The organism is Ensifer adhaerens, assembly GCF_002007205.1.
Lineage (GTDB): Bacteria > Pseudomonadota > Alphaproteobacteria > Rhizobiales > Rhizobiaceae > Ensifer > Ensifer adhaerens_D.
The window spans coordinates 1-21,352 of the sequence record NZ_LAZS01000004.1 but is presented as its reverse complement, the minus strand read 5'-3'; the positions used below and the strand labels follow the sequence as shown (position 1 = coordinate 21,352).

The following is a 21,352-nucleotide window of genomic DNA, read 5'->3' as shown; positions in this document are numbered from 1 at the left end:
CTTGACAAGCACTCCCCTCGCCCCCGGGAGGATCACCAGTTGTCGCCCTTCATCTCGGTGAGTTCGATTTCGAGCAGCTCGAGGTTTTCCGCTGCCGTGCCGTTGCCGGAAAGCGAGTTGTGAACCGCACCCCAGAACTTCGCGGAGACTTCGTTGTATTTGACCTTGGTGACGGCCGACGGGCGCGGAACGGCGCTTTCGAAGATCGGCTTCCAGGCCGGCATGAACGGTTGGGCCTTTGCGACTTCCGCATCGTCGTAGAGCGCGGCGATCGTCGGAAGCTGGGAGAGCTGAAGCGCACGCTCTTTCTGCACGTCCGGCGAGGCGAGAAACTTGACGAGCGCGATTGCCGCTTCCTGCTCGTCGGAATACTTGGAAACGGCAAGGTTCCAGCCGCCGAGCGCCGAGGACGGCTGGTCGCCATCGGTGGCCGTCGGCAGCGGCGCCACGGCAAACTTGCCCTTGACTGCGCTGTCGTCGCCATTGCCGAGCGCATAGGCATAGGGCCAGTTGCGCATGAAGACGGAATTGCCGGTCTGCCAGACGCCGCGCGATTCTTCTTCCTGGTAGGCAAGCACGCCCTGCGGTGAGATCGTGCCGATCCAGCCCTTGATGCGATCGATGGCGGCAGCCGCCTTCTCGTTGTTGATCGAGATCGTGCCGTCGGGCTCGACGATCTGGCCGCCGCCCGACGACTTGATCCATTCAAGCGCATTGCACGTCAGCCCTTCATAGGCGTTGCCCTGGAAGACGTAACCCCAGAGATCACTTTGACCGGCGGCCCGTTCCTTCTCCTGGATCTCCTTGGCGATATCAGCCAGTTCGTCCCAGGTCTTCGGCGGCGTCTTGTCGTACTTGTCCAGCAAATCCTTGCGATAGAAGAGCGCCGGCGCGTCGGTGAAGATCGGGAGCGCCACCAGGTGCCCATTGACGGTCTGTGAGGCGATGATCGAGGGGAAGTGTTGTCCGACAACATCCTTGGCCGCATCCGTCAGATCGACGAACTGGTCGGCAAGCTGCGGCGCCCAGATGACATCAGTCTGGTAGACATCGACATCCTTGTTTCCGGCCGCAAGCCACAGCCGGTACTGGCTGAATTGCTCGCTGCTGGATGACGGCATGGTGACCAGGCTCACCTTGTGACCTGTCTCCTTTTCGAAGATGTCGAGCTGCTCGCGAATGAAGTTGATGTTCTTGCCGGTGGTGTTGGCAGCGAGCGAAAGCTCGGCGGCGCTGGCCGTTCCGGCTGCAACGATTGCTGCACAAAAAGTCAGGGCATTGAGCATGGTTGCCATTGGGTCGACTCCTCCTGTTCCCCCTCCACCGCACGAAAGCTCCTCGGCAAATTCGAAAGCGGTTTGGATCGAAAAAAGTTGGCAGAAGACTGAAAAACTGTCAATCCATACGTCAGAAAAAGTCGCCTGACCGTGAATTACTCGAAATACCTTCATTATTTCAATGAAATAACGAACCATGGGGATCTACACCTTCATCTGGCAGAACCCCATAAAATCAAAGGGGAACCGCACAAATTTAAAACGGTTTGGTAAAATCTTGCGGCGACCTGAGACGCTGGAAGCCACCGACAAACCGATTGTTACCGGCAGCGAAGGTGTATATTTCTGGGACGGGCCAGGGCTTGAGGAAACGCATACCGAATGAAACTGAGGGAGTTCGCACAACAGCTGGGCCTTTCGCCGACCACCGTCAGCCGGGCGCTGAGCGGCTATCCGGAGGTCAGCGAAAAGACGCGCAAGCGCGTCGCGGAAGAGGCGGCGCGTCTCGGTTATCGCCCGAACATCAATGCCGTCAGGCTTGCCACCGGGCGCGCCGGCGCCATCGGCGTCGTCATGGGACGAACCGGCGAGTTCCACTTTTCCGAATTCATGGGCGGCCTGGCCGAAAGGCTCAGCGACGATGACATCGACATCCTTGTCAGCCCCTTGGACGAGAAGGATCCCGAGAGCGAAATTCAGCTTTACAGCCGGCTTGCCGACAGCGGTCGCGTCGATGCCATAATCGTGCACTCGGCAACACCAAACGACGAGCGCATCGCCCTGCTGCACCGGCTCGGCATGCCTTTCCTTGTGCATGGGCGGTCGGAAACCGACGTACCGCACGCATGGCTCGATATCGACAACGAAGGCGCGATCCGTCGGGCGACGTCTCATTTGCTTGACCTTGGCCATCGCCGCATCGCCATGATCAACGGCCGGCAGGGCCGGACCTTCTCGCTCCACCGCGACAAGGGTTATCGCGACGCACTGGAGGCGCGCGGCATCCCCTTCGATCCGCGACTGGTTGCCCACGGCAATTTCACCGACGAGCTCGGTTTTCGCTTCGCGCGCTCCTTCCTCGAACAGACCCCGCGCCCGACCGCCTTCGTCGCCGGCTCGATGATGACGGCACTCGGTATCTACCGGGCAGCGCGTTCGATGGGGCTGGAGATTGGCCGCGAGGTCTCAGTCATCGCCCATGACGACGTGTTCCCTTACCTGACCGCTGAGAACATGGTGCCGTCCCTCTCAGCGACGCGCTCGTCCATTCGAGCCGCCGGCGCGCGCTCGGCAGATCTCTTGCTGCAGCTTCTGGCAGGCAGGCCGACCAGCGAGATCCACGAATTATGGCCGGTGGAACTGATCCTGCGCGAATCGACGACGCCGCCGCAGGACGCGTGACGGAGCGCTTGCCCGTCTCAGTGGAAGGTCGACTTCGAAAACAGGTTGAGGACCACCACGCCGGCAATGATCAGGCCCAGCCCCAGGATGGCGGCCAGGTCGAGCTTCTGCCCGAAGGCGAAGTAGCCGACGAGCGAGATCAGGACGATGCCGAGCCCGCTCCAGACCGCATAGGCGATGCCGACCGGGATGAAGCGCAGCGTATAGGACAGGAAGAAGAAGGCGATCGCGTAGCAGACCACCATCAGCACCGTCGGCCCCAGGCGGGTGAAATGCTGCGCTGCCTGCATCGCCGAGGTGCCGAGCACTTCGAATACGATTGCCGCAACCAGGACGGTATAGAGCATGGCGGGGTTCATGGGGGACTCCATTCCGGACCAGAGCAGTTCCAGGAAAAGTGCAAAGCGGTTTTCCGTCCGGACCTGCGTGATTTCAAAGACTTAGATCAGTTCAGTGTTTCGATGAAACGATGAAGTGATCTATTGCGCCGAAAGCGCCTTGAGATTGTCAACGAGACCGGCGCGCGCCTCGGCATCGAGGTCGTGGCTCTGCATCAGATCCGCGAGCCACACCCCGTCGCAGGCAAAACGCGCGAGCACGCAACCGGTCGAACCGTCCGTCTCCGCAAACTCCGCCGATCGCCGGCCGACCCAGTCGCGCCAGCGGCTCTTCAGATGCGGCTCGGCAATGAGCGCGATCGTCAGCATGCGCCAGCCCGGCACGTCGGTCGCCGGATCGAGCGCGAAGCAGACGTCGATATAGGCGCGCGTAAAGCGCCCCTTTGCCACCGGATCGCGCGCCATCGCCGCCTCGATCGCGTGGTCGAACCGCGTCACCAGGTCGTCGAACAGCCCGTCGAGCAGCGCGAGCTTGTTCGGAAAATGATGCAGCAGCCCGCCCTTGCTGACGCCGGCCGCCTGCGACACGGCATCGAGCGTGATGCCGGCCACCCCCTGCTCGTGCGAAAGGCGTGCGGCGACCTCCAGCAATTGCTGGCGCACCTGTTCCGGCTGTTTCTTGCGGCGATGAGCTTCGGTCATGGCACTATAAAGATACCGTCTGGACGGTTTGTCAAGAGAAGCGCGATGAAACGCCGCAAATCCGCATTCTGAAAATCGTTGTTCGCCCCGCCGCCGCGCGCTAGGACCGATGGAACGAAGGACGCGAACATGGCGGAACAGGAAACCACGACCCTCTACCAAGCCATCGGCGGCGATCCGACGGTTCGCGCGCTGACGCGCCGTTTCTACGAGCTGATGGACACGTTGCCGGAAGCGGCGCGCTGCCGCGCGGTGCATCCGCCCGACCTGTCCGGAAGCGAAGAGAAATTCTACGAGTACCTGACCGGCTGGCTCGGCGGACCGCCCATCTACGTCGAAAAGCGCGGCCACCCGATGCTGCGCCGCCATTTCGTCGCCGAGATCGGGCCCGAGGAACGGGACGAGTGGCTGCTTTGCTTTACCCGCGCGCTTGAGGAAACGATCGACCATCCCAAGCTCCGGCAGATCATTCTCGACCCGATCACCCGTCTCGCCCTTCATATGCAGAACAAGGAATGACCATGTCGCACAGCGGATTTCGCGCAACGACGCTTTTTGTTGCCGGATTGATGGGCCTGACCGGCGTCGTCAGCGCAGCCGCCGCTTCGCACGGCGACGACCCGCGCCTGCTCGCCGGCATTTCCGCCATGTGCCTCGCCCATGCGCCGGCATTGGTGGCGCTCTATGCAGCCTGGCCGCACTTTCGCACGGCAGCCATCGCTGCCCTCTTGATCGCGGCCGGCACGGCGATCTTCTCGGCCGATCTCGCTATGCGCCATGTGACAGGCCACGGCCTGTTCCCGATGTCCGCGCCGCTCGGCGGCACGACCATCATGGCGGGCTGGCTCGCCGTTTCGCTCGGCGCCTTCCTGCCGCGAAAGACAGCCTGAAAAACAATCACCTCCCGGATGACCCATCGGGAGGTGAATGACATGTAAAATCAAACTATTGTGCGGCCTCCGCCGCGCGAGGCTGCCGGATCAGGCGCCCACGACGGCGGAAAAACCTTCGAATTTCGGCGGGCCGAGATACATCGCCTTGTTGTCGCCGGCGTTCCGGTGCGCCGCGCGAAAGTTCTCCGACTTCGTCCAGGCCGAAAACGAATCCTTGTCCTTCCAGATCGAGTTCGAAACGAAGAGCGTGTAGCCTTCCTCCGGCACGCTGTCGCCGCGCAACAGGTGGAAGGAAACGAAGCCGGGCATTTCGGAAAGACTGGAATCGCGCCCCTTCCAAACGGCCTCGAAAGCCTCTTCATGGCCGATGGCGATGCGGAAACGGTTCATGGCAACAAACATCTGGAACTCCTATGCGCTTTCTTTTTTTCGGGCGGCGTCGTTCGCGGCCCGCGGAAAGGCGAGGATAGTTCCTTCCTTCGGCTCTGCAAGGCCGAGCGGATCGCGAACCGGCGGGCGGGCTTGCCAGGCGGGGAACTCGGCGACATTGGCATTGTCGTCCAGCATGCGCGCCCGTCGCGTCAGGATCTCGTAGAGCTCGGGCACGAGGCCGTCGCCCTGCTGTGCCGCCAGCTTGTGCAGACCGATCATCATGGCGAGGTCAGGACGTTCTTCGTTCATTGCAAACTCTCGTCTTGTCTTTCAGAGGATTACCGCTCGTTGCGGCTGGTGGTCAGGTCCTGAAGCGCGCGCTCCAGGCTCGACTTCGAGCCGTTGCGCAGCGGCACGAAGGCCTTGCCCCACTTCTTGCAGCCGGTCTTCACGCGAAGACATGCGTCATGGCTGATGCAGTCGATCGGGCAGAAGACACAGTCGACGGACGGCAGCACCCGGTCGATACGCGAAACCGCCTCACGCAGGCCGCCATCGTGGTGCAGCAGCTCGGCGCCGAAGGAGCTGGCGATTTCGCGCAAGTGCGCCACCTGGCAATCGCGGCCACCGACATAAAGGAAGCTGCGCCCTTCGAGCGTCGCCTTGCCGGCCTCCTGGCGGGCCTCGGCCGGTTCCGAAGCCGAGCGACCCTTGCCGTTCTTCGCCGCATTCTGGTGACGCTTGCCGCGCATGCAATCTTCTCCGTCTGGTCGTGCGACAAGGGCCATGAAGCAGCCGGTCGCATCGGGACATCCTCTCGACACACACCCTTTGGCTGCGTGATGGGGCAACCTATTAAACTTGATAATCAGAGTAAAGTATAAACATGAGTTTTCTATTCATATTTTTTCTTGCAACTTCTGCGAGACGCTGGTCCGCGTGGACGAATGTCAGCGAACGGTCGCAACCATCGGCACGATGAAGGATTTGGAGCTTGGCGCTCCAGCCGGAAACTCCGGGAATGGGGCAGCGCGGCGAACCGCATCGACGGCTGCCTCGTCGATCGCCGGCGAGCCGGAACTGCCCGCGACGCTGACCCGCGTCAGGTTTCCGTCCGACGTCAGGGTGAAGCGGACGGTCGCCGTGCCGGATACACCGTCGCGTCTTGCGGCGGCCGGAACCTTGAACCGGCGCGTGATCCTCTTGCGGATCTTGCCGCCATAGTTCTCCATGTCGGCGTTCCCGACCTCGGACGCGCGGCTGTTGCCATTCGCGGCGGAGGAATTGCCGTTCTCCTGGCCGTCCTGCTTGCCCTTGACCTGGTTCTGCGCCTGCTCGCCCTGGTCGCCGGCCTTCTTGCGGGTCACTTTCTTCTTTTTCACCGGCTCCTTCTTCGGCTCCGGCTTTTCGACCTTTTCCTTCTTCGGCTCCTCGGGCTTTTCTTCCGGCACAACAGTCTCGACCGGTGCAACGCTCGCCGTCACCACCGCTTCGGCGACCTGCAGGGTCGGCATTTGCTCAGCCGGCAGAATGACGTCCGCTTCCGTCGCCGTCAGGTCGTGAGGCTCCTCTGCAGCGATCTCCTGCGTCGGGGCAACGTCCTCGACCGGCTGGATCTCGGCAGGCTGAACTTCCTCGGGCAGCTCTTCCGTGGGCTCGACGACATCGGACACCGCGCCCGACTGAAGCGTTTCCTCGAAAGCGTCGCCGAGAAGCGCCACCTCGACGCTTTCGCCGCCCTGGATCAGATCCAGCTGTGTCTCGGGCGGGTTGCCGCCAAACAGGGTGGCGAGCACGACGCCGTGCGTTGCAAGCGAGAAGACCGCGGCCCCGGTCCAGATGACGATACGCTTCATTGCAGCCTTACCTTCGTCGCACCAGGGCGACGCAAACCTCATGCTCGGATTGCCGGACGCGCCCAGCCCCAATCCCGCTCAGCCCTTGAGTTCGACCGCCGACTTCGAGCCGGTCTTGATCCCGCTCATGCACGCGCCCGGCTGAACGCCGTCGCCGACACAGGCCGGCGCATCGTTGATCAGCAGGCTCTTGACCGCATCGCAATTGGTGCCTGGAAGATCGAACTGGCGAACCTTGGTCTTGCCGGCGGGAAGATCGCGGAAATCGAGCACGGCCATGCGCTCGACCAGGCCCCTCTGGTCGAAGATCACGAACTCGAAGGAAACCTTGCTCAGCGACTGCGCGAATTCGTTGCCGGCGACGAAGGTCAGCTTGCAGCCCTTCTGCGAAGGCGCCACCTCGTTGAGCTCGATCGTCAGGCCTCCGACCGTTGCGGTCTCCTGCGCCTTGGCAGCGGTTGCGGCGACGAGAGCCGCAAGAGCAACGGAAACAATCGGAAGGCTGGAAAACTTCATAACGACACCACTCCAAAGGATCGAGCACACCACCGAGCGCCGTCCGCACGCCCTTGTCCACAAGCCGGTGGCAACTAACTTGAGTTTGTAAGTCCGGTATTGCGTCCATAAATAAATATGAGTAATGAAGTCAAGATAGTAAACGAATTGCACGGCAGGAAATGCTGGAAAAACAGCGCGGCCTGCCCCTCTCGAAACGGCCAGGCGCAGTGACCAACGACAACAATCTCGTACGCCCATCCGAGCCGCCGATGCCGGCAGGGCGGGCGCAACGGATCATCGAAAGTCGCGAGCTCTTCGGCACCGAAAACGAGATCCTCATTTCCCACGACGGCGCGATCTACCGCATGAAGATCACCCGCCAAGGCAAGCTGATCCTGAACAAATAGGCAGATGAAAATGACTGAGAGCCTCCGCCCCACTCCTTCCGAAATCCGCGCCTACCGCGCCGAAAACCCGAAGATGCGCGAGCGCGACATCGCAGCCCAGCTCGGCGTTTCCGAAGCCGCGCTCGTCGCTGCCGAATGTGGGCTGAGCGCCGTGCGCATCGATGCCGACGCCAACCGCTTCCTGTCGCGGGTCGAAGAGCTGGGTGAAGTGATGGCGCTGACCCGCAACGAAAGCGCGGTGCACGAGAAGATCGGCGTCTACGAGAAGATCACCACCGGCGAGATGGCGAGCATCGTGCTCGGCGAGCAGATCGACCTTCGCGTTTTCCCGAGCGCCTGGGCCCACGCCTTCGCCGTGACGAAGACGGACGACAAGGGCGAAGTCCGCAAGAGCCTGCAGTTCTTCGACAAGTGGGGCAACGCCGTGCACAAGGTGCACATGCGCGCCGCATCGAACGACGAGGCTTATGAAAAGATCGTCGCGGATTTCCGCCTTGACGAGCAGACGCAGGAATTTGTCGCCGACGCCAGCGTTCAGCCGACCGACGACAAGCCGGAAACCGTCGTCGACGTCGCCGACCTGCGCGACCGCTGGACGAAGATGACGGACACCCACCAGTTCCACGGCATGCTGCGCAAGCTGAAGATCGGCCGCCGCCAGGCGCTGAGCAACATCGGCGAAGATTTCGCCTGGCAGCTCGACCCGCAGAGCATCGAGGCGATGATGCAGGCAAGCGCCGAAGTCGAACTGCCGATCATGTGCTTCGTCGGCAACCGTGGCATGATCCAGATCCACTCCGGCCCGATCGCCAAGATCGCGACGATGGGACCCTGGCTGAACATCATGGATCCGACCTTCCACCTGCACCTGCGCACCGACCACATCGCCGAGCTCTGGGCCGTGCGCAAGCCGACAGCCGACGGCCATGTCACCTCGATCGAAGCGCTCGACGCCAAGGGCGAAATGATCATACAGTTCTTCGGCAAGCGCAAAGAGGGCCTTGCGGAACGTCCGGAATGGCGTTCGATCGCCGAGGGCCTGCCGCGCCTCGATACGACCGTCGCCGCCTGAGACAAAGGATAGGACACGCAGATGATCAACCGTCTCGATTCCCGTCGCCTTCGCCGCTCAGGACTGGCGCTCGCCGCCTTCGCCCTTTCGGCCCCCTTCCTGCTGCCGGCGGTGGCACCCGGTGCCCCCTCCCTCATCCGTCCGGCAATGGCTGAGGACACGAAGAAGGCCGACGTCTCGCGCGTCGTTTCGGTTGGCGGCGCCGTGACCGAGATCATCTATGCGCTTGGCGAGGAAGGTCGCCTCGTCGGGCGTGATTCCACCAGCACCTATCCGGAAGCGGCAAAGACGCTTCCGGATGTCGGCTACATGCGTCAATTGGCGCCGGAAGGCATCATCGCCGTCAACCCGAGCGCCATCGTCGCCGTCGAAGGCAGCGGCCCGCCGGAGGCGCTGGCCGTGCTGAAGGAGGCCGATATCGCTTTCACCAGCGTGCCCGAGACCTTTGACAAGGCCGGCATTCCCGCCAAGATCCGTGCCGTTGGCGCCTTTCTCGGTGTCAAGGACAAGGCCGAAACGCTCGCTAAGAGCGTCGAGGCCGATCTCGATGCGGCTGTCGCCGAGGGTGCGGCGCGCCCGGTAGCCGAGCGCAAGCGCGTCCTCTTCATCCTCAGCACCCAGGGCGGCAAGGTCATGGCCTCCGGCCTGGGCACGGCGGCCAACGGCATCATCGAACTTTCCGGCGCAGTGAACGCGGTCGGCAACTTCCCCGGCTACAAGGCGCTGACCGACGAAGCAATCATCGAAGCCAAGCCCGACGTCGTTCTGATGATGGATCGCGGCGGCGAGCATTCCGCCAAGGCGGACGAACTTTTCACCCTGCCGGCGCTGAGCCTTACGCCCGCCGCCAAGGACAAGGTGCTCGTCCGCATGGACGGCCTGCACCTGCTCGGCTTCGGCCCGCGCACGGCAAGCGCCATTCGTGAACTGAATGCGGCCATCTACGGGAAGAAGGCCAATGCCTCGCAGTGAGGCATTGGGCCGCGGCATGCGCCTGACCGGATTGGCCGCCGACATCCGCAGCGAATGGCGTGCCGGCAACCGCGCGCGGTTGGCGCGGCTCGTCGTCGCCGCCTTGACGGCGGTTGCCATCGCCACTTTCGTCGGCTCGATCATGACCGGCGCGGCAGACGCATCGCTGGCCAATGTCTGGCGCTGGCTGATCGGCGAGGCGGACCAGGCCCTGAGCATCCGCGACCGCATCATCATTCTCGATATCCGCCTGCCCCGCGCCGTGCTCGGCATGCTTGTCGGCGCATCGCTCGCGGTTTCCGGCGTCGTCATGCAGGGGCTTTTCCGCAACCCGTTGGCCGATCCTGGCCTCGTCGGCGTCTCCTCGGGCGCAAGCCTCGGCGCGGTCCTGCTGATCGTGCTTGGAACCGCCGCCTTCGGGCCGCTGTTTGCCCTGCTTGGTTTCTATGCGCTGCCGGTGGCCGCCTTCTTCGGCGGCCTCGTCACGACGCTTTTGCTCTACCGCATCGCCACGCGCGGCGGGCAGACATCGATTGCCACCCTGCTTCTGGCGGGCATTGCGCTCGGGGCGCTGACCGGCGCCGTCACCGGCGTGCTCGTGTTCATGGCCGACGACAAACAACTGCGCGACCTCACCTTCTGGGGCCTCGGGTCGCTCGCCGGCGCCAACTGGACGAAGATCCTGGCGTCGGCGCCGATCATCCTGCTTTCGCTCGCCGTCACGCCGTTCCTTGCCCGCGGCCTGAACGCGATAACGCTTGGCGAGGCGGCGGCCTTCCATATGGGCATCCCCGTGCAGCGGCTGAAGAACGTCGCCATCGTCAGCGTCGCGGCGGCGACCGGCGCGTCCGTTGCCGTCAGCGGCGGCATCGGCTTTGTCGGCATCGTCGTTCCGCATCTGCTGCGCCTCGTCATCGGCCCCGATCACCGCTACCTGCTGCCGGCCTCGGCCCTGCTCGGCGGCACGTTGTTGATCCTTGCCGACATGATCGCCCGCACCATCGTTTCCCCGGCGGAGCTGCCGATAGGCATCGTCACCGCCTTTATCGGCGCACCATTCTTCCTCTGGATCCTGCTGCGCGGCCGTTCGAACATGGGACTGTGAACGAAGCCATGATCAACGTTTCCAATCTCTCCGTCCGCCTCGGCGGGCGACCGGTCCTTCACGGGATTTCGCTCGAGGCCCGGCCCGGCGCGCTGACGGCGATCGTCGGGCCGAACGGCTGCGGCAAGACCACGACGCTGAAGGCCATTTCCGGAGAGCTTCAGCCATCGGGCGGGACGATTCGCATCAACGGCCGCGACTTGCGCGGCCTGAAGCCCTGGGAACTTGCGTCGATGCGCGGCGTGCTGCCGCAATCGACCGTCATCTCTTTCCCGTTCACCGTGCGCGAGGTGGTACGGCTCGGCCTTGCCGCAGGCGCAAACGCCGATGCAGCCCTGCACGACCGGATCGCAGCGGAGGCGCTCGAAGCGGTCGATCTCGGCGGCTTCGCCGGCCGTTTCTACCAGGAACTGTCCGGTGGCGAGCAGCAGCGCGTGCAGCTTGCCCGCGTGCTTTGCCAGATCTCTGACCCCATCATCGACGGCGAGCCGCGTTATCTTCTGCTCGACGAGCCCGTCTCCAGCCTCGACATCCGCCACCAACTTGGGATCATGCAGCTCGCACGCAGCTTCTGCGAACGCGGCGGCGGCGTCGTCGCCGTCATGCACGACCTCAATCTGACCGCCATGTTTGCCGACCATATGGTGATGATGAAGGCCGGCAAGGTCCGCGCCAGCGGCGCGCCTGCCGAGGTCCTGACGGACGAGACGATGGAGGCGGTCTTCGGCTGCCGCATGCGCGTGGGCGTCGCCCCGGCCGCGCCTGTGCCATTCGTGCTGCCGCAGACGGCGTCGCTCTGACGATGAGGCCACGCGGACCGGGCACCGCCGGTTCGCCTTCACCTTTTGATCCTTCCGAGGCGCAACACCAAGATCTATCGAAACAATTTCCGCACTTGCGCGTTGTTCTCCCAAAGCGCCGGCGCAGGCCTACAGTTGTGCGCCGGTTTGATCAGGAAGCGCCGACCGTTCGCGGCCGGCGCATGTGTGAAAGGGAGTATTCGTCATGGCATCAGGCCTCTTCTCCGGTTCGAGCTCGCGTTCGACAAAAAACGGCAAGCTTGCCGATATCTCCGTCGAGGAACAACTGAGCGAGCTTCGCGACGACGTCGCGACGCTGGTTGCCTTGCTAGCCGACCGCGGATCGGCCGCGTCGAAGCAGGCGCGCAGCAAGGCTCATGACGCCCGCGAGCAGGCCGAAGCGAGCGTCAGCGAACTTCTGGCGAGCGGCGAAGAACTGCTTGCCGAACTTCGCGGCCGCTACTCCGGAACGGAGAAGCAGGTCCGCCAGGCCGTGCGCGAGCACCCGTTTGCGACACTCGGCGCTGCCGCCCTAATTGGCCTCGCCGTCGCGGCACTTCTTCGTCGCTGAACATCATGTGGGCCGTTGAAGCGGATGGGCGGTACCCGCCCCGCCTGTCCGTACTGACGATCGGGGGAAATGAATGGGACCATTGACGGCAGCCCTGACCGCACTCATGACCGCCGACATCGGCGCCACAGCCGCGCGCGTGAAACGCAACGCGATCTTATGGGGCATCATAGGATTGCTGCTTGCCACGACCTATGTCTTCGGCCTCGCAGCCACATTCCTGTATCTCAGCGCACTTTACGGTCCAGTCGCGGCCGCCGCCGCGATCGCGATCGCGTTTTTCGTGACCGCGCTGGTGCTGTTCGGCATCATGTCCATGCTGCAAGGTCGCGACCGCCGCCTGGCCGAAGAGCGTCGCCGCCGCAGACAGATGCAAACCAACCTGACTCTGCTTGCCGCGGCGGGCATCTTGCGCAAACAGCCGCTGCTCGCTGTGGCCACGGCACTTGCGATCGGGGCACTCGTCGGAACCGGCAAGCGGCGCAAGCGCCGACGCGACGACTGACAATTAAGCAAGGACCTCCCAACCGGTTGCCGCCCTTCCCGCTGGGGGACGTCGGTGCCTGGCCGGAGAGCCTTGCGCGCTTGCGCCCTAAAGCGGCAGGCGGATGAGCGCGGTGACGCCGGCAGGCAGATACTCCACCTTGACCGAGCTGCCGAGCACCTTGTCGAGGCTGCGCTCGATCAGGATCGAGCCGAAGCCGCGCCGCTTCGGCTCGCGCACTGGCGGTCCGCCGACTTCGGTCCAGGTGAGATGGAGAACGTCGTCGCCGTCCTCGACCACGTTGCGCGCCGTCAGCACCACCTTCCCCTTCGGCACCGACAGCGACCCGTATTTGACGGCATTGGTCGCAAGCTCGTGCAGCACCAGACCGAGGCCGACCGCTTGGTCGGGACCGAGCGAGATCTCGTCCTTGTGGATCTCGATCTGCTCGGCATAGCAGTTGACATGCGGCAGCAACTGCTTGGCGATCAGGTCGGCGAGCCGGATGGTACCCCATTCGTGATCCGAAAGCAGGCCATGCGCTTCGGAGATCGCCTGCAATCGCCCGGCAAAGGCGGTCATGAACTCGGCCGGATCGCTCGTCTGGCGCAAAGTCTGGCGGGCCAGCGATTGCAGCATCGCGAGCGTGTTCTTGACCCGATGGTTGAGCTCCTTCAGCAACAGGCGCGTACGCTGCACCGAAGCCTGCTGGTCGGTGACATCGATCGTGACACCGATGAACGTCAACGGATTGCCCTTGGCGTCGCGGTCGTGCACGCGTCCGCGCCCAAGCAGCCAACGGCCGGTATCGCCGACACGGAACATGCCGTCGTATTCCTCGTCGGCCTTCATCGCCTGGCGCAGCTTGGCAAAGGTCGCGCCGCGGTCGTCGAGATGGATCGCACCGAAAATCTCGCGCGCGCCGACGAAACTGTCGGCCGGCAACCCAAACATGCGTTTCATCGCGCTGTTGCCCGCAATTGCTCCCGAGCGGATATCCCACAGCCAGCTGCCGATGTTCGCCGCTTCGAGCGCCATGGCGTGGCGCTGCTCCTCGCGCGAAAGCGCCGCCTCTTTCAGCGCGCGCCGGCGCGCCTCGTCCTTGATCTTGAAGAGGGAAGCAGCAAGCCCGGCAAGCCGGGCCAGTTGGTCCATCAGCGCCTGGGGCACGTCGGCGCGCGGCTTGTCATCGAGAACGCAGACCGTTCCGACGGCCTGCCCATCGAGCACGATCGGCGCTCCGGCATAAAAGCGCAGGAACGGCGGCCCCACGACCCGTGGGCGCCGCATGAACCGCGGATCAGCCGATGCGTCGAGCACGACGAGAGCGGCATCGGCCTCGCCCGCCACCTGCACGCAGAAGGATTCCTCCGATGAAGCCCGGGTCTCCGTGGTTCCAACGGCCGCCTTGAACCATTGCCATTCACGGTCAATCAGCGTCACCAGCGCAATCGGCGCATCGAAGAGGCCGGCAGCGATTTCAACGATTCCGTCGAAGTCCCGGTCCGGCACCGCCATATCGGGCACGGTCGCGTGCAAGACGCTCAGGCGCTCGGGCGCGTCGAGCAGCCTCGTCACGGGCGGGTCTGTCGTTTCTGTCCTCATGCGCATTCGGTCTCAATTCCCATCTGAGCGGGCCGGGGCACCCCTTGCGGGCTGCCCCCGCATCTCGCTCGGTTCTGGGCGTATCGACCCAAAATCGTCATGCCACCACCAGCCGCCGGTCCCCTCTCGGGGTCAAGCCGTCAGTGAAAGCAGGACGCCGCTGCTTTTGCAACGGTGCCCGGTCGAAAGTTTCCTCAGGAAACAAAGGCGCGCGACGTGATCGGGGCCGACGTCTCGTCCGGGCCGTAGTCGTTTTCGCCCTTCACCTGAAGAATGTCCTGCAAGCGCTGGCGCGCGCGGTTGACGCGGCTCTTGATCGTTCCGAGCGCGCAGCCGCAGATCGTTGCCGCTTCCTCGTAGGAAAAACCGGAGGCGCCGACGAGGATGATCGCTTCCCGCTGGTCGGGCGGCAGCATCTCCAGCGCCTTGCGGAAATCCTGCAGGTCCAGCGAGCCGTATTGCTCGGGGTGATGGGCCAGGGACTCGGTGAAATGTCCGTCACTGTCCTGCACCTCGCGCCCGCGTTTGCGCATCTGGCTGTAGAGTTCGTTGCGCAGGATGGTGAAGAGCCAGGCCTTCATGTTGGTGCCCAGCTCGAAGTGGTCCTGCTTCGCCCAGGCCTTCATGATCGTGTCCTGAACCAGGTCGTCGGCACGGTCGTGACGGCCGATCAGCGACATGGCGAAGGCGCGAAGGCTCGGCAACGCGGCCAGCATCTCACGCTTGAAATCATTCTTTTCGGATGACATTCCGGTACTTACTCCCTGCCCTGCAGCGCCGATTGCTGCTCGGCCGCGTCGAGTTTTTCCAGAAGATCGAGAAAACGCGCGGGTATCGCCTCTTCCTGCACGGACTGATAGAGCGCCTTCAGCTTCGCTGCAATTTGCGCATTCGGATCTAAGGTCGTGCCGGAGTTCCGCCCTGCCCCTGTTTTATGTTTCATTTTCAATCTGTCGCCTTCAACTGTCCATCATCGCCAAAACTGTCCATAGCCGCCATAACGCCGCTGAAAATTGAAATGTTCCCTCGCGGAACCTTTTTTTACGACGAGCGTTCTCGCAACGTCACCGTAAAACGATTTTCGAGGGAGTTCCTCTATGACATTGTCCACGCGGATCGCACCGCTCCTGCCGTATCTGCGCCGCTACTCGCGCGCACTGACCGGCTCGCAGACATCAGGCGACGCCTATGTGGCCGCCGTTCTCGAAGCGCTGATCGCCGACACGTCGATTTTCCCCGAAGCAAGCAATGATCGCGTTGGTCTGTTCCGCCTGTTCACCTCGCTCTTCGGCTCTTCGTCCGTGCTCGTCCCGGAACCGGTTTCTCCCTTTGCCTGGGAGCAGCGCGCGTCGATCAACCTCGCCACCGTCTCTCCCCTTGCCCGCCAGGCTTTCCTGCTGGTCTCGGTCGAAGGGTTCCGGCCGGAGGAAGCGGCCGAAGTTCTCGATCTCAGCACCGACAAGGTCGGCGGCCTCCTGGACCGCGCTTCGCAGGAAATCTCGCGCCAGGTCGCGACCGATATCATGATCATCGAGGACGAGCCGCTGATCGCCATCGACATCGAACAGATGGTCGAAAGCCTCGGCCATCGCGTTACCGGCATCGCCCGTACGCGTGACGAAGCGATCGCGCTCTACAAGAAGACGCGGCCGAGCATGGTGCTCGCCGATATCCAGCTTGCCGACGGCAGTTCCGGCATCGACGCGGTCAACGACATCCTGAAGACGAGCGCCATTCCGGTGATCTTCATCACCGCCTTCCCGGAACGGCTCTTGACCGGCGAACGGCCGGAACCGACCTTCCTGGTCACCAAACCGTTCAACCCGGACATGGTCAAGGCACTGATCAGCCAGGCCCTGTTCTTCAACGAATCCACCAAGGCGGCGGCCTGAGAGCGACTGCATGTCTCCTTTGCGGTAACCAGTCGAAGGACAGGACCTGCAGTCATTTGAAGTCCGGCAGCGGCGCGCGTCAGAAAGGGCGTTCGCCGCTGCCGGTCGTTTCAGGCCCTGAGCAAAAGATAGATGCCGGGGCTAGGTCAGATAGATGCCGGGGCTAGGTCATTCCGAAAAACGAGGTCCCGCGCGTCTGCGCCGACCCGACGCCGTTTGCAGTCGGCAGGCTACCCACAGCCATCTCTCCGGATCACACCTGAAAGCTTAGCCCAGAAACACAACAGCCAGTGCCGAGGGAAGGCACTGGCTGGTATGTGCAACTCACTCGGGGAGTGTGAGTTGTAGGCCGGCGGTCTGCCTCCGGCGCGGCATTGGGGGCTATGCGCGCCACCGTCCGGTCAGAGGCAGAATGCGCGACACGGCAAAAGGTTCCATGGCCCGCAACAACCTTTTCGGCAGTCGTCACACCATCTTGTCGAGTTCGTCGCGGTGGCGATAGAGCGCCAGGAAGCGGCGGTAATCGCGATCATAGGCGTCGCGAACCGCCGTGTTCGGCAAGCGTTCGTGCCCATCCGATGCCATTTCGGCACCGGCTGCGGCAAGATCCGGATGCATGCCGCCTGCAACCGCCGCCGCCATCGCAGTTCCGAGCAGCACCGCATCGGACGCGTCCGGCGCAACGACACGGCAGCCGGTGACGTCGCAATAGAGTTCCATCAGCAGCGCGTTGCGCACATGGCCGCCGGTGACGTGCAGCGTGTCGAGCTGATAGCCGACCTCCCGCATCATCTCCAGGATATGGCGGATGCCGAGCGCAATCGCGACGCAGGTGCGCCAATAGAGCCGGCAGAGCGCGTCGAAGGAGGAATCGAGCGGCAGGCCGCTGATGACGCCGAGGCCATGGGGATCGGCGAGCGGCGAACGGTTGCCATGGAAATCGGGCAGCACATGCAGCCGGTCGGCAAAGGCCACCCCCTGTTCGGCGCGCAGTTCCTGCACCCGCGCAATGATCCGGCCATGGGTTTCAGCCGTTGGCTCCAGGCCGCCGCCATGCAGCCTGACGATATGGTCGAGCAGGGCGCCGGTTGCCGACTGCCCGCCCTCGATCAGCCAGGCACCGGGAAGGACCGCCTCGTAATAGGGGCCCCACATGCCGAAGCCCGGCTTCATGTCCTTGGAGAAGGCGACGATGCAGCTCGACGTACCAGCAATCAGCGCCAGCTGCTTTTCGAGTTTCTCCGGCTTGCCGATGAACCCACCGACGACGCCGAGCGCGCCGGCATAGGCGTCGATCAGGCCGGGCGCCACCTGGCAGGCCTCGTCAAGCCCGAGTTCGGCTGCAGCCGCAGCGCTCAGACGGCCGACCGAGCCTCCGATCGGCAGGGTCTCTTCCGGCAGCCCGCCGCGCTCGATGAGATCCTCAAGGCCGATCTTTTCGAGATAGTCGGGCTGCCAGCCGCGCTTCTCATGCGCGAGATAATTCCATTTGGCCGTCAGCGTGCAGCGCGAGCGTGCAGCACTGCCGGTTGCCCGCCAGGAAAGATAGTCGGCGAGATCGAAGAAGAAACCTGCCTTCTGCCATTGCTCAGGCAGGTTGCGCTTCAGCCACATGAGCTTCGGCATTTCCATTTCCGGCGACATCACGCGTCCGGAAAAATCGAGCACCGGATGGCCGGTCGACGTCGCGAAATCCGCCTCGGCGAGCGCCCGGTGGTCGAGCCAGACGATCGTGTCCCAGCGCGCCTCACCCTTGCGGTTGACCGAGAGCGGCTTGCCCTCGCGGTCGCGCACCACCAGCGAGCAGGTGGCATCGAACCCGATCGCCGCAACGTTTTCCGCGGCGATCCCGGCCTTGTCCTTTGCCGCCTTGACCGCGCCGCAGACGGCGCGCCAGATATCTTCGGAATCGTGCTCGGCGTGGTTTTCTTCCGGACGGTTCATGGCGATCGGCAGGTCGGCACGCGCCAGCAGCCTGCCCTTGCCGTCAAAAATACCGGCGCGCGCACTGCCGGTACCGACATCGACCGCAACGACGAATTCACGCATCAAAGAAAGTCTCCGCCCCCAAGATCACGATGATTTAGGGTCCATTCGACCCAATCACAACCGCAACCGATTGTCCTGAAGGAGAGCGGAATACGGGCGGAAAACCGCGCACATGTTCCTCATCCCGCTCTCTTTTCGTCCCTGCTATCGGCCGACAAACTGTAACAATTCGCCCATGTCGTCAAACAGCACGTCGGGACTGAGAGCGGCGAGACTTTGCCGGTGCTTGTCGGTGCGCGCATGGCTGCCGCCGGCAAAGGCAAAGACCCGCATGCCCGCGGCCTTCGCCGCTTCGATGCCCGCCGGACTGTCTTCGACCACGATGCACTCGTGAGGTTCGAAGCCCATCTGGCGGCTCGCGTGGAGAAAGAGATCCGGTGCCGGCTTGCCATGCTTCACCATCGTGGCGGAGAAGATGTTTGGCTCGAAGAGATCGATGAGCCCCGTGACGGTCAGCGACAGGCGGATGCGTTCGGGCTGGCTCGAAGAGGCGACACAGCAGGCGCCCTTCAGGCCCTCGACCGCTCCCCGTATGCCGGCGATCGGCTGGAGTTCGGTGCGAAAGCGCTGATAGAGGCGGAGGCGCATGCCTTCGAGGAAGGCGTCGTCGGTCGCAAGCCCGTATTCATCATGCAGGGTCGCCGACATGCTTTTCAGGCTGCGCCCGAGAAAGCGTTCGGTCGCCTCCTCGGTGGTCATCGAGACGCCGGCGGCCGAAAGCACGTCCACCAGCACCTCCAGCGAAATCGGTTCGCTATCGACGAGCACGCCGTCGCAGTCGAAGATCACCAGCCCGGACGCCGCATCCGCCATAACACCCTACCCCTTACAGCGACGCGCGTTGCGCCAAGGCCACCGTAACGCTTTGAATTGGCGCATAATTCGTCCTCGCATCGAATCCGATCCAAGCAATTATGCGGTAAGCTTGCCGTCCAGATAAAGCTGGAGCGTAGCGCGCGTACCCTTTTCCCAGAGGGTTTTCAATGCATGAGCGAAGCGCCGGCGGAAGAGGTCGGAGCGCGCGACGTCGCCGAAGATATCGCCGAGCGCCAGAAAGGCCATCGGATCGTCCTTGGCGGCAAGGGCCGCCTTGTTCAGCCGGTCCGCGCTTTGGTCGTTGAAGGCGATCGTCCTGCCGCTGTCCGACGTACCGGCGAAGTAACGGCACCACAGCGCCGAGACGAGCGACAGGCCGACGACGTCCTCGCCGCGTGCGAGCCGGTCGGCGGTGGACGGCAGGATGAACTTGGGCTGCCGGTTCGAGCCGTCCTGGGCGAGCCGCGGAATGGTGTCGCCGATCTTCGGGTTGGAGAAGCGGGTCTCGATCAGCCTGTAATAGTCGCCGAGATTGGTGTTCGGAACCGGCGGGATGACCGGGATGATCTCGTCATGTTCGAGCTTGGCGAGAAAGGCGCGGATCAGCGGCTCCTCCATCGCCTCGTGCACGAAATGAATGTCGAGTAATGCGGCAGGGTAAGCGATCGCCGCGTGGCCGCCATTGAGGATGCGGATCTTCATGTGCTCATAGGGTGCAACGTCGGGCACGAACTGAACGCCGACCTTTTCCAGCGCCGGCCGGCCGAGCGGAAAATGATCCTCGAGCACCCACTGCTTGAATTCCTCGCAGAACACCGGCCAGGCATCCTCGATGCCGTAGTCGTCGGCGACGATGCCGATCTCGCGCGCGCCGGTTGCCGGCGTGATCCGGTCGACCATGCCGTTCGGGAAAGCGACATTGGCGTCGATCCAGTCGGCAAAGGCGGGCTCATGGAGGCGGGCAAGCCCCGAAACCGCCGCGTGGGTAACCTCGCCATTGCCCGGAATGTTGTCGCAGGACATCACCGTGAACGGCGGCATGTTCTTGTCGCGGCGCGCCTTGAGGCCGGCGACGATCAGGCCGAACACCGTCTTCGGCGCTGCAGGATCCTGCGCATCGGCGACGATATCAGGATGGGTCGGATTGAACACGCCCGAGGCCGGATCGATGAAGTAGCCCCCTTCAGTAATCGTCAGCGACACGATGCGGATCGCCGGATCGGCGAGCTTGCCGACGATCGCGGCGACGTCACCGGGCTCCAGATAGTCGATCATCGCGCCGGTGATATGAGCGCCGGTGCGGTTGTTGTCCTGCTCGACGACGGTCGTCAGGAAATCCTGCGCCGCGAGCTTGGCGCGCATCGTCGCGTCGGAGGGAAGCACGCCGGCACCGATGATGGCCCAGTCGCGGTCATGGCCGGCGTTGAAGAGATCGTCGAGATAGACGGCCTGGTGCGCCCGATGGAAGTTGCCGACGCCGAAATGCACGATGCCCGCCGTCAGTTGCGACCGGTCGTAGGCAGGCACGCCGGCTCTGGCCTTGATCGTGTCGAGGGCGGCAAGTGAGAGTTTGGTCGTCATGATCCCTTGTCCTTTCGAGGCTTCACCGGCCGGCGCCGGCTCAGCTCATCCAGTTGCCGCCGTCGACGTTGTAGGTCTGCGAAACGACGTAGTCGCTCTCCGAGGAGGCAAGGAAGATCGCCATGCCCGTCAGGTCCTCGGCGGTTCCCATGCGGCCGAACGGCACTTCGGCGCCGACGAGCTTCTTCTTTTCGCCGCGCGGACGGTTCTCGTATTTGGCAAACAGCGCGTCGACACCGTCCCAGTGCTCGCCGTCGACCACGCCGGGCGCGATCGCGTTGACGTTGATGCCGTGCTTGATGAGGCCGAGGCCTGCCGACTGGGTCAGGCTGATGACCGCCGCCTTGGTGGCGCAATAGACCGCAACCAGCGCCTCGCCGCGGCGCCCCGCCTGGCTTGCCATGTTGATGATCTTGCCGCCCCTGCCCTGATCGATCATCTGCCTGGCTGCGGCCTGCATGGTGAACAGCGTTCCGGAAACGTTGATCTGAAACAGCCGGTCATAGCTCGCACGGCTGATTTCGACGATCGGCGCGAGGTCAAAGAGCGCGGCATTGTTGACGAGGATATCGAGCCCGCCCGCTTGCCGGACGACAGCTGCAATCGCCTCGTCGATCGAAGCCTGTTGCGTCACATCCATCTCGACCGCATAGGCGCCAGC

General features: G+C 63.5%; 27 protein-coding genes. 12 read left to right on the top strand and 15 right to left on the bottom strand.

Features of this window, described 5'->3' with window-relative positions:
- Nucleotides 1–32 precede the first annotated feature (32 nt).
- On the bottom strand, nt 33–1,295 hold the full coding sequence (locus XB14_RS02590; protein WP_077960061.1) for an ABC transporter substrate-binding protein: 1,263 nt from the start codon (nt 1,293–1,295) through the stop codon (nt 33–35).
- A 178-nt stretch (nt 1,296–1,473) separates the two neighbouring features.
- On the opposite strand from XB14_RS02590, the gene XB14_RS02585 reads away from it, so the two are divergent.
- Both XB14_RS02585 and XB14_RS02580 read left to right on the top strand, forming a co-directional pair.
- Complete coding sequence (locus XB14_RS02585) at nt 1,474–1,662, top strand: hypothetical protein (protein WP_077960060.1); 189 nt, start codon at nt 1,474–1,476, stop codon at nt 1,660–1,662.
- Entirely contained in the window at nt 1,659–2,678 is a 1,020-nt protein-coding gene (locus XB14_RS02580) for a substrate-binding domain-containing protein (protein ID WP_077960059.1), read from the top strand. Before XB14_RS02585 ends, XB14_RS02580 begins: the two co-directional genes overlap by 4 nt.
- A 17-nt stretch (nt 2,679–2,695) precedes the next feature.
- On the opposite strand, the gene XB14_RS02575 is transcribed toward XB14_RS02580, so the two are convergent.
- Entirely contained in the window at nt 2,696–3,037 is a 342-nt protein-coding gene (locus XB14_RS02575; RefSeq protein ID WP_077960058.1) for a DMT family transporter, read from the bottom strand.
- A 120-nt stretch (nt 3,038–3,157) separates the two neighbouring features.
- Nucleotides 3,158–3,718, bottom strand: a complete 561-nt coding sequence (locus tag XB14_RS02570; RefSeq protein WP_077960057.1) for a TetR/AcrR family transcriptional regulator — start codon at nt 3,716–3,718, stop codon at nt 3,158–3,160.
- A 129-nt stretch (nt 3,719–3,847) separates the two neighbouring features.
- On the opposite strand from XB14_RS02570, the gene XB14_RS02565 reads away from it, so the two are divergent.
- Nucleotides 3,848–4,237: a group II truncated hemoglobin gene (locus XB14_RS02565; protein ID WP_077960254.1), complete on the top strand. Its 390-nt coding sequence runs from the start codon at nt 3,848–3,850 to the stop codon at nt 4,235–4,237.
- Nucleotides 4,238–4,239: 2 nt separating this feature from the next.
- Nucleotides 4,240–4,608 carry a DUF423 domain-containing protein gene (locus tag XB14_RS02560; RefSeq protein WP_077960255.1) on the top strand — a complete coding sequence of 123 codons (369 nt, stop codon included), beginning with the start codon at nt 4,240–4,242 and terminating at the stop codon, nt 4,606–4,608.
- A 90-nt stretch (nt 4,609–4,698) separates the two neighbouring features.
- Here XB14_RS02560 and XB14_RS02555 read toward each other — a convergent pair whose 3' ends face one another.
- The 5 genes from XB14_RS02555 to XB14_RS02535 form a co-directional block, all read right to left on the bottom strand.
- On the bottom strand, nt 4,699–5,013 hold the full coding sequence (locus tag XB14_RS02555; RefSeq protein WP_077960056.1) for an antibiotic biosynthesis monooxygenase family protein: 315 nt from the start codon (nt 5,011–5,013) through the stop codon (nt 4,699–4,701).
- A gap of 9 nt (nt 5,014–5,022) precedes the next feature.
- Entirely contained in the window at nt 5,023–5,292 is a 270-nt protein-coding gene (locus XB14_RS02550) for a hypothetical protein (protein WP_077960055.1), read from the bottom strand.
- Between the two features lie 29 nt (nt 5,293–5,321).
- The gene (locus XB14_RS02545) at nt 5,322–5,735 is read right to left on the bottom strand and encodes a DUF2325 domain-containing protein (protein ID WP_077960054.1); all 414 of its coding nucleotides are present in this window, start codon (nt 5,733–5,735) and stop codon (nt 5,322–5,324) included.
- A 198-nt stretch (nt 5,736–5,933) separates the two neighbouring features.
- The gene (locus tag XB14_RS02540) at nt 5,934–6,839 is read right to left on the bottom strand and encodes a cell envelope integrity protein TolA (protein WP_077960053.1); all 906 of its coding nucleotides are present in this window, start codon (nt 6,837–6,839) and stop codon (nt 5,934–5,936) included.
- A 78-nt stretch (nt 6,840–6,917) separates the two neighbouring features.
- Nucleotides 6,918–7,355 carry a hypothetical protein gene (locus tag XB14_RS02535; protein WP_077960052.1) on the bottom strand — a complete coding sequence of 146 codons (438 nt, stop codon included), beginning with the start codon at nt 7,353–7,355 and terminating at the stop codon, nt 6,918–6,920.
- 161 nt (nt 7,356–7,516) lie between these two features.
- Between XB14_RS02535 and hemP the strand changes: the two genes are divergently transcribed.
- The 7 genes from hemP (at nt 7,517) to XB14_RS02500 (ending at nt 12,769) form a co-directional block, all read left to right on the top strand.
- Nucleotides 7,517–7,744: a hemin uptake protein HemP gene (gene hemP / locus XB14_RS33895; RefSeq protein WP_143348197.1), complete on the top strand. Its 228-nt coding sequence runs from the start codon at nt 7,517–7,519 to the stop codon at nt 7,742–7,744.
- 10 nt (nt 7,745–7,754) lie between these two features.
- Nucleotides 7,755–8,816, top strand: a complete 1,062-nt coding sequence (locus XB14_RS02525; RefSeq protein ID WP_077960252.1) for a hemin-degrading factor — start codon at nt 7,755–7,757, stop codon at nt 8,814–8,816.
- 21 nt (nt 8,817–8,837) lie between these two features.
- Entirely contained in the window at nt 8,838–9,788 is a 951-nt protein-coding gene (locus XB14_RS02520) for a heme/hemin ABC transporter substrate-binding protein (protein ID WP_077960051.1), read from the top strand.
- Nucleotides 9,775–10,893 (top strand): FecCD family ABC transporter permease, encoded by a 1,119-nt coding sequence (locus tag XB14_RS02515; protein WP_077960050.1) that lies wholly within the window; start codon nt 9,775–9,777, stop codon nt 10,891–10,893. The genes XB14_RS02520 and XB14_RS02515 overlap by 14 nt, the downstream gene beginning before the upstream one ends.
- A gap of 8 nt (nt 10,894–10,901) precedes the next feature.
- Complete coding sequence (locus XB14_RS02510) at nt 10,902–11,693, top strand: heme ABC transporter ATP-binding protein (protein ID WP_077960251.1); 792 nt, start codon at nt 10,902–10,904, stop codon at nt 11,691–11,693.
- A 205-nt stretch (nt 11,694–11,898) separates the two neighbouring features.
- On the top strand, nt 11,899–12,264 hold the full coding sequence (locus XB14_RS02505) for a DUF883 family protein (protein WP_077960049.1): 366 nt from the start codon (nt 11,899–11,901) through the stop codon (nt 12,262–12,264).
- A gap of 73 nt (nt 12,265–12,337) precedes the next feature.
- Nucleotides 12,338–12,769, top strand: coding sequence for a hypothetical protein (locus XB14_RS02500; RefSeq protein ID WP_077960048.1), 432 nt, complete (start codon nt 12,338–12,340; stop codon nt 12,767–12,769).
- Between the two features lie 87 nt (nt 12,770–12,856).
- Here the strand turns inward: XB14_RS02500 and XB14_RS02495 are convergent, their stop codons facing one another.
- The 3 genes from XB14_RS02495 to XB14_RS02485 all read right to left on the bottom strand — a co-directional run bounded on the left by XB14_RS02495 (nt 12,857) and on the right by XB14_RS02485 (nt 15,296).
- Nucleotides 12,857–14,359, bottom strand: a complete 1,503-nt coding sequence (locus XB14_RS02495; RefSeq protein ID WP_077960047.1) for a sensor histidine kinase — start codon at nt 14,357–14,359, stop codon at nt 12,857–12,859.
- 188 nt (nt 14,360–14,547) lie between these two features.
- On the bottom strand, nt 14,548–15,102 hold the full coding sequence (locus XB14_RS02490) for an RNA polymerase sigma factor (protein WP_077960046.1): 555 nt from the start codon (nt 15,100–15,102) through the stop codon (nt 14,548–14,550).
- Between the two features lie 8 nt (nt 15,103–15,110).
- Nucleotides 15,111–15,296 (bottom strand): NepR family anti-sigma factor, encoded by a 186-nt coding sequence (locus XB14_RS02485; protein WP_077960045.1) that lies wholly within the window; start codon nt 15,294–15,296, stop codon nt 15,111–15,113.
- 154 nt (nt 15,297–15,450) lie between these two features.
- On the opposite strand from XB14_RS02485, the gene XB14_RS02480 reads away from it, so the two are divergent.
- Nucleotides 15,451–16,245 carry a response regulator gene (locus tag XB14_RS02480; RefSeq protein ID WP_077960044.1) on the top strand — a complete coding sequence of 265 codons (795 nt, stop codon included), beginning with the start codon at nt 15,451–15,453 and terminating at the stop codon, nt 16,243–16,245.
- Nucleotides 16,246–16,710: 465 nt separating this feature from the next.
- On the opposite strand, the gene XB14_RS02475 is transcribed toward XB14_RS02480, so the two are convergent.
- The 4 genes from XB14_RS02475 to XB14_RS02460 form a co-directional block, all read right to left on the bottom strand.
- Nucleotides 16,711–18,294: an FGGY-family carbohydrate kinase gene (locus XB14_RS02475; RefSeq protein WP_077960043.1), complete on the bottom strand. Its 1,584-nt coding sequence runs from the start codon at nt 18,292–18,294 to the stop codon at nt 16,711–16,713.
- A 144-nt stretch (nt 18,295–18,438) separates the two neighbouring features.
- The gene (locus XB14_RS02470) at nt 18,439–19,107 is read right to left on the bottom strand and encodes an HAD family hydrolase (protein ID WP_077960042.1); all 669 of its coding nucleotides are present in this window, start codon (nt 19,105–19,107) and stop codon (nt 18,439–18,441) included.
- 99 nt (nt 19,108–19,206) lie between these two features.
- Nucleotides 19,207–20,691 carry a mannitol dehydrogenase family protein gene (locus XB14_RS02465; RefSeq protein ID WP_077960041.1) on the bottom strand — a complete coding sequence of 495 codons (1,485 nt, stop codon included), beginning with the start codon at nt 20,689–20,691 and terminating at the stop codon, nt 19,207–19,209.
- Between the two features lie 40 nt (nt 20,692–20,731).
- Nucleotides 20,732–21,352 (bottom strand): L-iditol 2-dehydrogenase (locus XB14_RS02460; protein ID WP_143348195.1); only part of this gene is annotated, 621 nt, incomplete at its 5' end.

What these genes read in the sequence shown, in the direction of transcription:
- XB14_RS02590 (WP_077960061.1), bottom strand. Translation starts at nt 1,295, where the DNA reads ATGGCAACCATGCTCAATGCCCTGACTTTTTGTGCAGCAATCGTTGCA.
- XB14_RS02585 (WP_077960060.1), top strand. Translation starts at nt 1,474, where the DNA reads ATGGGGATCTACACCTTCATCTGGCAGAACCCCATAAAATCAAAGGGG.
- XB14_RS02580 (WP_077960059.1), top strand. Translation starts at nt 1,659, where the DNA reads ATGAAACTGAGGGAGTTCGCACAACAGCTGGGCCTTTCGCCGACCACC.
- XB14_RS02575 (WP_077960058.1), bottom strand. Translation starts at nt 3,037, where the DNA reads ATGAACCCCGCCATGCTCTATACCGTCCTGGTTGCGGCAATCGTATTC.
- XB14_RS02570 (WP_077960057.1), bottom strand. Translation starts at nt 3,718, where the DNA reads ATGACCGAAGCTCATCGCCGCAAGAAACAGCCGGAACAGGTGCGCCAG.
- XB14_RS02565 (WP_077960254.1), top strand. Translation starts at nt 3,848, where the DNA reads ATGGCGGAACAGGAAACCACGACCCTCTACCAAGCCATCGGCGGCGAT.
- XB14_RS02560 (WP_077960255.1), top strand. Translation starts at nt 4,240, where the DNA reads ATGTCGCACAGCGGATTTCGCGCAACGACGCTTTTTGTTGCCGGATTG.
- XB14_RS02555 (WP_077960056.1), bottom strand. Translation starts at nt 5,013, where the DNA reads ATGTTTGTTGCCATGAACCGTTTCCGCATCGCCATCGGCCATGAAGAG.
- XB14_RS02550 (WP_077960055.1), bottom strand. Translation starts at nt 5,292, where the DNA reads ATGAACGAAGAACGTCCTGACCTCGCCATGATGATCGGTCTGCACAAG.
- XB14_RS02545 (WP_077960054.1), bottom strand. Translation starts at nt 5,735, where the DNA reads ATGCGCGGCAAGCGTCACCAGAATGCGGCGAAGAACGGCAAGGGTCGC.
- XB14_RS02540 (WP_077960053.1), bottom strand. Translation starts at nt 6,839, where the DNA reads ATGAAGCGTATCGTCATCTGGACCGGGGCCGCGGTCTTCTCGCTTGCA.
- XB14_RS02535 (WP_077960052.1), bottom strand. Translation starts at nt 7,355, where the DNA reads ATGAAGTTTTCCAGCCTTCCGATTGTTTCCGTTGCTCTTGCGGCTCTC.
- hemP (WP_143348197.1), top strand. Translation starts at nt 7,517, where the DNA reads ATGCTGGAAAAACAGCGCGGCCTGCCCCTCTCGAAACGGCCAGGCGCA.
- XB14_RS02525 (WP_077960252.1), top strand. Translation starts at nt 7,755, where the DNA reads ATGACTGAGAGCCTCCGCCCCACTCCTTCCGAAATCCGCGCCTACCGC.
- XB14_RS02520 (WP_077960051.1), top strand. Translation starts at nt 8,838, where the DNA reads ATGATCAACCGTCTCGATTCCCGTCGCCTTCGCCGCTCAGGACTGGCG.
- XB14_RS02515 (WP_077960050.1), top strand. Translation starts at nt 9,775, where the DNA reads ATGCCTCGCAGTGAGGCATTGGGCCGCGGCATGCGCCTGACCGGATTG.
- XB14_RS02510 (WP_077960251.1), top strand. Translation starts at nt 10,902, where the DNA reads ATGATCAACGTTTCCAATCTCTCCGTCCGCCTCGGCGGGCGACCGGTC.
- XB14_RS02505 (WP_077960049.1), top strand. Translation starts at nt 11,899, where the DNA reads ATGGCATCAGGCCTCTTCTCCGGTTCGAGCTCGCGTTCGACAAAAAAC.
- XB14_RS02500 (WP_077960048.1), top strand. Translation starts at nt 12,338, where the DNA reads ATGGGACCATTGACGGCAGCCCTGACCGCACTCATGACCGCCGACATC.
- XB14_RS02495 (WP_077960047.1), bottom strand. Translation starts at nt 14,359, where the DNA reads ATGCGCATGAGGACAGAAACGACAGACCCGCCCGTGACGAGGCTGCTC.
- XB14_RS02490 (WP_077960046.1), bottom strand. Translation starts at nt 15,102, where the DNA reads ATGTCATCCGAAAAGAATGATTTCAAGCGTGAGATGCTGGCCGCGTTG.
- XB14_RS02485 (WP_077960045.1), bottom strand. Translation starts at nt 15,296, where the DNA reads ATGAAACATAAAACAGGGGCAGGGCGGAACTCCGGCACGACCTTAGAT.
- XB14_RS02480 (WP_077960044.1), top strand. Translation starts at nt 15,451, where the DNA reads ATGACATTGTCCACGCGGATCGCACCGCTCCTGCCGTATCTGCGCCGC.
- XB14_RS02475 (WP_077960043.1), bottom strand. Translation starts at nt 18,294, where the DNA reads ATGCGTGAATTCGTCGTTGCGGTCGATGTCGGTACCGGCAGTGCGCGC.
- XB14_RS02470 (WP_077960042.1), bottom strand. Translation starts at nt 19,107, where the DNA reads ATGGCGGATGCGGCGTCCGGGCTGGTGATCTTCGACTGCGACGGCGTG.
- XB14_RS02465 (WP_077960041.1), bottom strand. Translation starts at nt 20,691, where the DNA reads ATGACGACCAAACTCTCACTTGCCGCCCTCGACACGATCAAGGCCAGA.